1 protein-coding gene is annotated in these 10,643 nt (G+C 38.5%); it reads left to right on the top strand.

Going from position 1 to position 10,643, the window contains the following annotated elements; all coding sequences use genetic code 11:
• Positions 1 to 14: 14 nt before the first annotated feature.
• Entirely contained in the window at positions 15 to 10,643 is a 10,629-nt protein-coding gene (locus PQ460_RS12830) for an SDR family NAD(P)-dependent oxidoreductase (RefSeq protein ID WP_274170026.1), read from the top strand.

The following is a 10,643-nucleotide window of genomic DNA, read 5'->3' as shown; positions in this document are numbered from 1 at the left end:
ATGAGGTGTTACTATTGAATGAGTCATTATCACATCTGTACAACCAGATTGAACAAGGAAAGATCGATAAGGTAGAAGGTGCTAAGCAATTACAGCAATTACTTTCTACAAAGACTGAATCTTTTACACCACCTATCGAACATTCTATCGATGAAAATGTGCTAAACGATAATGAGCTTCAAGATCAAGCTGTTCAGTACCTCAAAAAGTTATTATCTTCGGTGTTAATGATGCCTGAACGACAGATTGAAGCCGATGCACCGCTCGAAAAATATGGAATAGACTCTATCATGGTTATGAAATTAACAGATCAGTTGGAAACTGTTTTTGGTTCATTGTCCAAAACACTATTTTTTGAATATCATAATCTAGAAGAATTAACAGAATACTTTTTGAAATCACATCGTAAGCAATTGGTTGAACTTTTGGGTACTGGCAAAGAACAACATACACAGATACAACCCCAGCCAAAACAATCACTTAATGCGTCGACAACACAAAGAAACATAAGAAATACAAGGTCTTCAAAAGGTTCTACTAATCTTAATCCCATAGCTGAACCTGCTAATGATTCTACAACTGCAACAAAATCTTCATCTTCACAAGCATTAGATATTGCTATTATTGGTTTAGCAGGTCGTTATCCTGAAGCCGAAAACATTTCGCAGTATTGGGAAAATCTCAAAAATGGCAAAGACTGCATTACCGAGATTCCTCAAGAACGATGGAATTACAAAGTGCACACAGAGATGAAACGTTCTACTAATGATGCGACAGTTTCTGGAAAATGGGGCGGATTTATAGAAGGAGTGGATCGTTTTGATGCACTCTTTTTTAATATTTCTCCTAGGGAAGCAGAACGGATTGATCCGCAAGAACGACTATTTCTAGAAAGTGTATATACTGCTATAGAAGATGCTGGATATACTCGTGCTAATTTATTCCGATCAACAGCGCAGTCAAAAGTCAACAAAGTAGGCGTATATGTCGGAGTAATGTATCAAGAATATCAATTGTATGGAGTAGAATCTCAAAAACGTTATAACGAACCTTTTGCCTTGAACGGTAATCCTGCATCAATTGCGAATCGGGTATCGTATTACTTTAATTTTCATGGGCCGAGTATGGTGGTGGATACGATGTGTTCTTCATCATTAACAGCGATTCATCTCGCATGCCAGAGTCTGCAAAAGCAAGAATGTGAAGTAGCGATAGCAGGTGGAGTTAACGTCTCTGTTCATCCTAATAAATATGTGATGTTAACACAGGGGCACTTTTTATCCAGTAAAGGCAGATGTGAAAGTTTTGGCGAAGGTGGAGATGGATATGTTCCCGGTGAAGGTGTAGGAGCAGCGATCCTCAAGCCGTTAGCCCAAGCTATAGCCGATGGTGATCACATTTATGGAGTGATTAAAGGAACAGCGATCAATCATGGAGGCAAAACTAACGGCTATACGGTTCCTAATCCTAATCAACAAGCAGAAGTTATTGATAAAGCAATCCAAGAATCAGCTATCGACCCTAGAAGTATTAGTTATATCGAAGCTCATGGTACAGGCACATCGTTAGGAGATCCGATTGAGATTGCAGGTCTTACCAAAATGTTTGATCGCTACACATCTGATCGGTCATTTTGTGCGATCGGTTCTGCCAAATCTAATATCGGACATTGTGAAAGTGCAGCAGGGATTGCAGGTATAACCAAAGTGTTATTGCAAATGAAGCATCAGAAACTAGCTCCTTCTATTCATTCGCAACCAGCTAATCCTAATATCGATTTTGCAAAAACGCCTTTTACAGTTCAGCATCAATTAAGTGAATGGCAACGTCCTGTGATCGCTATAGATCATGTAATGACAGAGGTTCCTTTGACTGCTGGTGTGTCTTCATTTGGTGCAGGTGGATCTAATGCGCATATAGTGATCCAAGAATATAGGTCTCCAATCGTAGCCAAACAATTAGCTGTACCTGTACAACCTGTAATGATGATATTATCTGCCAAAAATGAAGAACGATTAAAACAAGTCGTTCTTCACTTCATTCATCACCTAGCAGAACACACGTATACTGATCAGGATTTGGCTGATATAGCATATACGTTATGTACAGGTAGAGAAGCGATGGATATTCGCTTAGGCATCGTGGCTTCTTCGGTAACGAATCTTATTAGTCAGCTTCAAGAGTATATCGAATCTGATGATATACCTTCATCTGTATACTACGGCAAAGTTCAAAATGATCTGCCTGCATTGCCTTTTTTGTCTACAGATGAAGATATGACAGCTACTATTCAGCAATGGGTAGAGAAAAGAAAATATTCTAAATTGCTTGAATTATGGGTGAATGGAATCGAATTGAATTGGGATACCATATATTCGGCTGGTACATTTCAAAAAATCAGCTTACCTACGTATCCTTTTGCTCGTGATCGTTACTGGGTTCCCGAAGTGGAAGAGACGCACATATCAGAAATAGAACCGAAGTTTCATTCTCAATCTATTCTTCATCCTTTAGTTTATACGAATACTTCAAATATAAATGTACAAAAATATACAACTGTTTTTGAAGGTGATGAATTTTTTATAGCAGATCATCGCATAGGAGATGAACATCTTTTACCAGCAGTAACCTATTTAGAAATGGCTAGAGCGGCTGTGGAACAAGCTCTTACAGGGACACCAGTACAAGGACAATCGATATCTTTGCAACAAACCGTTTGGAAACATCCACTTGTAATTGAACAAGAATCTACTGCTGTACACATTGCTTTATTTCCAGAACAAGAAAATGCGATTCATTATGAAATATACACGCAATCTGATGATCTAGCCGAACCGATTATTCATTGTGAAGGCATCGCTATTATTGAAGATGTCAAGATAGAACAACCTTTACTAGATATACACCAGATCAAAGCAAGATGTAATACAAAAGAATTTACTGCAAACACATGTTATGAAGCTTATCGTCAACTGAATATGAATTATGGAGATCGTCACCAAACGATCCATCATCTATATGCAGGATCAAATGAATGGTTAGCTCAACTTCAGTTATCAGAAGAATTGCAAATAAATAGCCAGGATTATGTGCTTCATCCTGCGATAGTAGATGGTGCTTTGCAAGCTTCTATTGGAATATGGTTAGGTAGAGAAGAACGATCTCAAGAGCAAGAAACCTTTTTACCGTTTGCTTTGGAACAAATTGATATCTATCATCCGACAACATCAACAATGTGGGCACATGTCTATCAAGATGAAGTAGCTCAATCTTCTATATCGAAATTAAATATAGATCTAATAGATCAGACAGGTCTTCTTTGTGTAAGATTACAAGGCTTAACAAGTAAAGCGATTGGTAATGAAAAAGCAATCTTACTTTCTCCCAAGTGGGCAGAAAAAGCAGTGACCAATCCATTAGTTGCTCAACATCGTAAATATGATCAGCATATCATCATGCTATGCGAACCTAATCTGGCACTAGAACAACAAGTGAAAGAACATTTTCCTAATGCACAGTGCATTTCGTTATTACCAGCTCATCTAACACATATTGATAAATCAAACCTTTCGATCGATCAACGTTTTACCCAATTGGCTACGCAAGCATTTGAAGAAATAAAGCGTATTTTGCAAAGGTATAAAGAAGATCGCGTGTTTATTCAAATGGTTACTGTTCATCAAGTGTCTCAACAATCGCCTACTGCTCTTATAGCATTACTCAAAACAGTCACACTAGAAAATCCCAACATAACTATTCAAATGATAGAAACGCAATCTTATCTAACAACGGCTCAAATCATTACACAATTACAAGAAAATCAGTATAGCGCAGATCAACAGATTCGCTATGAATCTCAACAACGCTATATTCAGTCTGATTACGAACAGATCATAATACCAACAAAGACTACTCACTCCCCATGGAAAAATGGTGGAGTTTATTTGATTACCGGCGGTACAGGTGGCTTAGGTATGATTTTTGCAAAAGAAATTATACAGCAAGTGGAGCAACCGATTGTTATTTTAACAGGTCGAGCAGCTAGTATAGATGAATCTATTCTTTATTCATTACGATCAAAAGAAGCGATTGTGTTATACAAACAACTTGATCTGACACAGCAGGAAGATGTAACCCAATTAATAGCATGGATTACTCAACAATATGGATCATTAAACGGCATTATTCATAGTGCTGGTATGACTCAAGATAATTTTATCATTAAGAAAACAACCGACGAATTCAATCAAGTGTTAGCTCCAAAAGTAACAGGTACAGTCCATTTGGATTTAGCTACTCAGTCTATACCATTAGACTTTTTTGTATTATTCTCGTCGGTTGCTAGTGCGTTTGGGAATGCAGGTCAAGCAGATTATGCCACAGCAAATGCTTTTATGGATCAATACGCTATCGATCGCCATAAGAAAGTATTAGCTGGAGAACGTTCCGGTCAGACAGTGAGTTTTAATTGGGGTCTATGGGTAGAAGGTGGAATGCATATCGATAAAGATACAGCACAGTTTCTGTATCGTACGACAGGTATGAGACCATTGCCTACATTGACTGGATTACAACTTTTTTATGCAGGTATGGCGTCTAATCAACCTCAAATCATTACTTTATATGGCGATCAAGCTCAGTTATCATCCATATTATTATCAAGAACGAATGCAGTCCCAACGATAACAAATCATAAAGTGGAAAAAGAAATATTACACATCATGGCTACTATTCTCAAAGTAGATGCTTCTGAATTGGATACAGAAACAGAATGGTCAGAATATGGTTTTGATCAGACGATGTTAGCAGATCTATCCCATCAATTGAATCAACATTTTCAATTGCAATTAACAGCATTGACGTTCGTAGAATATACCACTATTCAGCAATTAACAAATTGGATTGAATCGGTAATCACTATCTCATCACAAGCAGACACCAATAAAATAGCAGATCAAAAGGGTGTGAATCTACCTGAACCTCAATCTGTTGACGTTCATGAACAATCGAATAGTCTACAATCATCAACAATGATGTATTTGAAACAAACACTATCTACTATTCTCAAGTTGCCGGTAGACCACATTGAAGCCAATGCTCCAATGGAGAAGTACGGTATCGATTCAATTACAACATTACAATTCACAGAACAATTAGAGCAGACATTTGGGCGATTATCCAAAACACTATTATTCGAATATCAGACATTATCAGCATTAACAACTTATTTCATCAAAGCACACTTTGATATTTTGGATAAGCAGTTTAATATCAGTACAGCTCAAAAATCTTTACCTTCTGTTGCTAAAGTAGAACATTTATCTACTGATCAACCAAAGAAAGCAATCCAAGCACAGTTACCTGGTATTCATTCTCGCTTCAAATTGGCTTATCATACTCATCAACCTGTAGAAAAGCATGAAACAGATATTGCTATTATCGGATTATCTGGTTGGTATCCTCAAGCCGATCATGTAGATCAATACTGGGAAAATCTAAAACAAGGAATAGACTGTATTACAGATATTCCTTCAAGTCGTTGGAATAATGATTCGCTAGATACTACATCATCGCAGAATAGAACTCAGGGCGGATTTATAGATGGAGTGGAGCAATTTGATCCGCTATTTTTTAATATTTCGCCTAAAGAAGCAGAGATGATGGACCCGCAAGAACGATTGTTTTTACAAACGGTCTATCAAGCGATTGAAGATGCAGGTTATACCCGACAGACACTTGGTGCTTCTACAGACTCGAATGAAAATCATCAAGTGGGTGTCTATGTAGGTGTTATGTATGAAGAGTACCAATTGTATGGAGCACAAGCGCAAGCATTAAGCCAGAGTTCTGTAGCACTTAGTGGAAATCCAGCATCGATTGCAAATCGTGTATCGTATTTCTGTAACTTTAATGGGCCAAGTATGGCTGTAGATACGATGTGTTCTTCTTCACTAACAGCGATTCATTTGGCTTGTCAAAGTCTGATTACTCAAGAATGTTCGACCGCGATAGCAGGTGGAGTCAATATTTCTGTTCATCCTAACAAGTATCACATGCTAAATCAGGGTGGATTTCTGTCGAGTCAAGGAAGATGTGAAAGCTTTGGTGCAAATGGTGATGGTTATGTGCCTGGCGAAGGTGTAGGAGCTGTTGTACTAAAACCTTTATCTGTTGCTCAGGCAGACGGTGATCATATTTATGGAGTTATTAAAGGTTCAGCAATCAATCATGGTGGCAAAACCAATGGTTATACGGTTCCCAATCCTGTTGCTCAGTCTCAAGTGATTCAGCAAGCATTTCAACGGGCAGGCGTAGAGCCGAGAACGATTAGCTATGTAGAAGCGCATGGCACAGGAACATCTTTAGGTGATCCTATCGAGATAGCTGGATTAAATGCTGTCTACCAGCAAAATACAGAAGATAAGCATTTCTGCGCTATAGGTTCAGTGAAGTCTAATATTGGACATTGCGAAAGTGCCGCCGGTATCGCAGGATTAACTAAAATTCTATTACAAATGAAGCATCAACAACTTGTGCCTTCATTGCATGCAGATCCATCGAATCCGAATATCGATTTTGATCATATTCCGTTTGTTGTACAAAAAGAATTATCACAATGGCAACGCCCTTTACTTGAAGAACATGGTAAAAAGAAAGAAATACCTAGAAGAGCAGGGTTGTCTTCTTTTGGAGCCGGTGGTTCGAATGCTCATCTTATTATTGAAGAATATACTGTAGAACCAGCAATCACAGCATCCACTGATTTATCTGAAAATGATCCGGTACTAATTGTATTGTCTGCCAAAACAGAAGCACAATTGCGTATACAAGCACAACAATTAGTAGAGACGCTAGCAACGGATCGTTCAGTGTATCCTTTACAACAGATTGCTTATACTTTACAGGTCGGTAGAGAAGCGATGGAAGAACGGTTAGCCTTTGTGACGCATTCGTTATCGGACATGAAAGAGAAGTTGAAATCGTATCTACAACCAACTACACAACCTCATTCATACCAGTTCTATCGAGGACATACGAAAGCGCATAAAGAAATGTTGTCTATGCTGTCTTCAGATCGTGGATTTGAAAATATGATTGCTTCATGGCTCAATCATCGTCAGTATAATCAATTATTAGAATTATGGGTAAAAGGTCTAACAGTCGATTGGAAATTACTTTATAGCGATCGCCAGCCACAGCGTATTTCTTTACCTGTATATCCGTTTGCCAAAGAAAGATATTGGGCTCCAGATCATCTGATGTCTGCAAGCTCTAATCTATCGACATCATTGCCCAAAGCACAACAACAATCGGACCGAACATCAATCATATACAAAAAACATTGGCAAATGAGTGCTATAACGGAATCATTTAATAGCGAGCTTACTTTACCTGCTGATAGACGTGTAGTCATTTTAATAAATAACAAAACAGAAAGTTTAGAAAAGCATCTATCTGCTATGATCCCAAATTTATTGATCTGGGATGAAGACGATCTGGCACATCAATTGGAGAGCACAGAGGAGCAAATAAAATCGATTGCAAGCTTTATTGATCTGACTGCATGGACAAGTGATGATACGAGTGACAGTAACATACGCTACACTTTACACAAAGGCTGGTTGCAATGGTTACAACGCTGGATTGAGATCAACCAAAAAACACCACTCACGTTATTGCAGGTAACAAAAGGGTTAGAGTCTTTTCAGAATACATCAGTACATCTTCAAGGAGCAGAACGTGTAGGACTGTATCGGATGTTACAACATGAATATGCTCATGTACGTTCAAAACATATTGATTTTGATCTGCATGCAGTAGAAGAAAGGACAGCTTTTGCGATTATGCAAGAGCTGTTATTTGATTCTCCAGATGTGGAAGTGTGCTATCGATCCGATCAGCGTTGGGTAGCTTATCTCGGACTTGTAGAGAATATGCCTGATTTTAATACTGCTCCTGCTCAACGCCGTTCATTTGATCCAGAACAAGTCCTTTGGATCACTGGAGGAACCAGAGGGTTAGGGATGTTATGTGCTCAACATTTTGTAGCTCAATATGGAGTGAAGAAGCTTGTATTAAGCGGTCAAGAATTATTACCGCCAAGGGAAGAATGGCATTTATATGATCATCAAATTTCAGTAACCGCAGAAAAAATAAAATCGATTGTTCAACTAGAAAAACAGGGTATACAGATCTATGCGACTTCTGTAGATCTAACTTCTGTGCAAGAAGTGCAGAAAGTGATCGATCAAGTCCATTCGGAGTTAGGTTCGATAGGCGGTATTATTCATTGTGCAGGCACAGCGGATCAGATCAATCCAGCTTTTATTCGCAAACAGGTAGATTCAGTTGAATCTGTAATGAATCCCAAAATAAAAGGACTGCATACTTTGCATCAGTGCTTGCAACAAGAACCTTTACAATTCTGGGTATTGTTCTCGTCAGTTGCTGCAACGATCCCATCACTGGCTGTAGGACAAAGTGATTATGCTATGGCAAATGCTTATATGGATTATTTTGCTGAAGCATCTACAGATGCATATCCGATATACAGTATTCAGTGGCCTAGCTGGAAAGAAACTGGATTTGGCGAAGTGAAAAGTAAGCCTTATGAGCAAACAGGATTACTCAGTATGACCAACACAGAAGGATTACAGTTGCTTGATTGTATTATGAACTCATCCAAAGATAACGTGATATTGCCTGCTGTTATCCATGAAGAGATTGCGCAACCATCGGTATGGATGAAGTATCAACCATCTGTATTCTCTAACAAGTTGATAGCAGAGCAAAACGTCCAATCTGCTTACACACCAGCATCATCAATCACTATGCCAGAGTCAGAAGAATTACACCATATGACTTTGGATTGGTTAAGAAAGCTGATTGCAGAGGAATTGAAAGTAGACGTTGCACGATTAGATGATCATACGCCATTTGCTGAATACGGAATCGATTCTATTTTATTAGCACAAATTATTACAACATTAGATCGAACATTACAAGGAACTGCTGTAGATCCAACCATGATGTTAGAGTATCCTACGATACACCAATTAGCAGAACAATTGGTGTACACGTATCCATTGGAATTAGTTACATTATTCACAAATGATACCACTACAGAGCCAATCGCAAGTCCATCACCATCTATTATTGAAAAGGCTCAGGATGTGTATACGCCTATGTCTGAGAAACAACAAGAGCCGAAGCAGAAGATTGCTGTGATTGGTATAGGATGCCATTTTCCTGATGCCAATGATCCGTTGCAATTTTGGAATAATTTAAAATCAGGCAAAGATAGTATTCAAAAAGCACCATCTTCTCGTCAGCATCAACAATCTAATAGAATCGCTCCGTATGATTCGACAACTCATGTGCGGTATGGAGCTTTTTTACCACATATCGAACAATTTGATCCTGCTTATTTTGGTATCAGTGAATCGTTGGCTGTGCAGATTGATCCGTTACAACGACAACTTTTAGAAGTGAGTGTCGAAGCGGCTACAGATGCAGGATATACCAAACAGCAATTATCAAATACACAAACAGGTGTATTTGTAGGATCACGTACCAGTAACTATTCTTCTAAAGTCGATCGTACAGCAAAAGACACGATTGTCGGTATAGGGCAAAATTTTATCGCTGCACATTTAGCACATTTTTATAATTTGAAAGGTCCTAATCTAGTTGTAGATACTGCTTGTTCTAGTTCACTTACAGCGATTCATCTTGCTGTACAAAGTATTCAAAATGGAGAGTGTGAATTGGCTTTTGCAGGTGGTGTTGATATTTTGCTAGATGAAGTTCCTTTTGAAACGTTAGGATCAGCCAATGTATTATCGACAGATTCACGCTGTAAAACATTTAGTGCAGATGCAGATGGGATAGGCTTGGGAGAAGGATGCGGAGTTGTGATACTCAAGCCGCTGGATCAAGCGATTGCAGATCAAGATCGTATCTACGGCGTGATTGATGGAAGTGCTTTGAATAATGATGGCAATACGATGGGAATCACAACACCTAATCCAGAAGCGCAGAAAGAATTGGTATACAAAGCAGTTCAGAATGCAGATATCGATCCTTCAACGATTAGTTATATAGAGACTCATGGTACAGGTACATTAATTGGCGATCCGATTGAATTAAAAGCATTAACCAGCGTTTTTTCAGGTGTAACAGATCGTCAGCAATTTTGCGGAGTAGGTAGTGTAAAAAGCAATATCGGTCACTTATTAAGTGCAGCAGGAGTAGCTAGCTTTATCAAAGTATTGCTGTCTCTTGTGCATGAAGAGTTACCACCTACGATTCACTGTGAAGTACCTAATCCAAGATTTCGATTTGAGCAATCACCATTTTATATTGTGCAACAGCATCAGAAGTGGAGTCATACACAAGGAATATTGCGTGCTGGTATTAGCGCATTTGGATTAGGCGGTAATAATGCTCATATTCTTGTAAGTAATGAAGGGATTCCTACTTCTTATCGTCGCCAATTGCCTTTATCATATTCTAATGTTGGATTTAATCGTCAACGATACTGGCCTACAGAACCCCAAGAGTATGCAACATTCGGAGTGATATCTTCAGAAGCAACATCTGATTTTTTTGATGTGATTAAAGTTGGCGAAGGGAGTGAATAG

This window comes from Paenibacillus sp. KACC 21273, assembly GCF_028736095.1.
In the GTDB taxonomy this organism is placed as follows: Bacteria; Bacillota; Bacilli; order Paenibacillales; family Paenibacillaceae; genus Saccharibacillus; species Saccharibacillus kyungheensis.
This window is presented reverse-complemented; position numbering and strand designations above follow the sequence as displayed.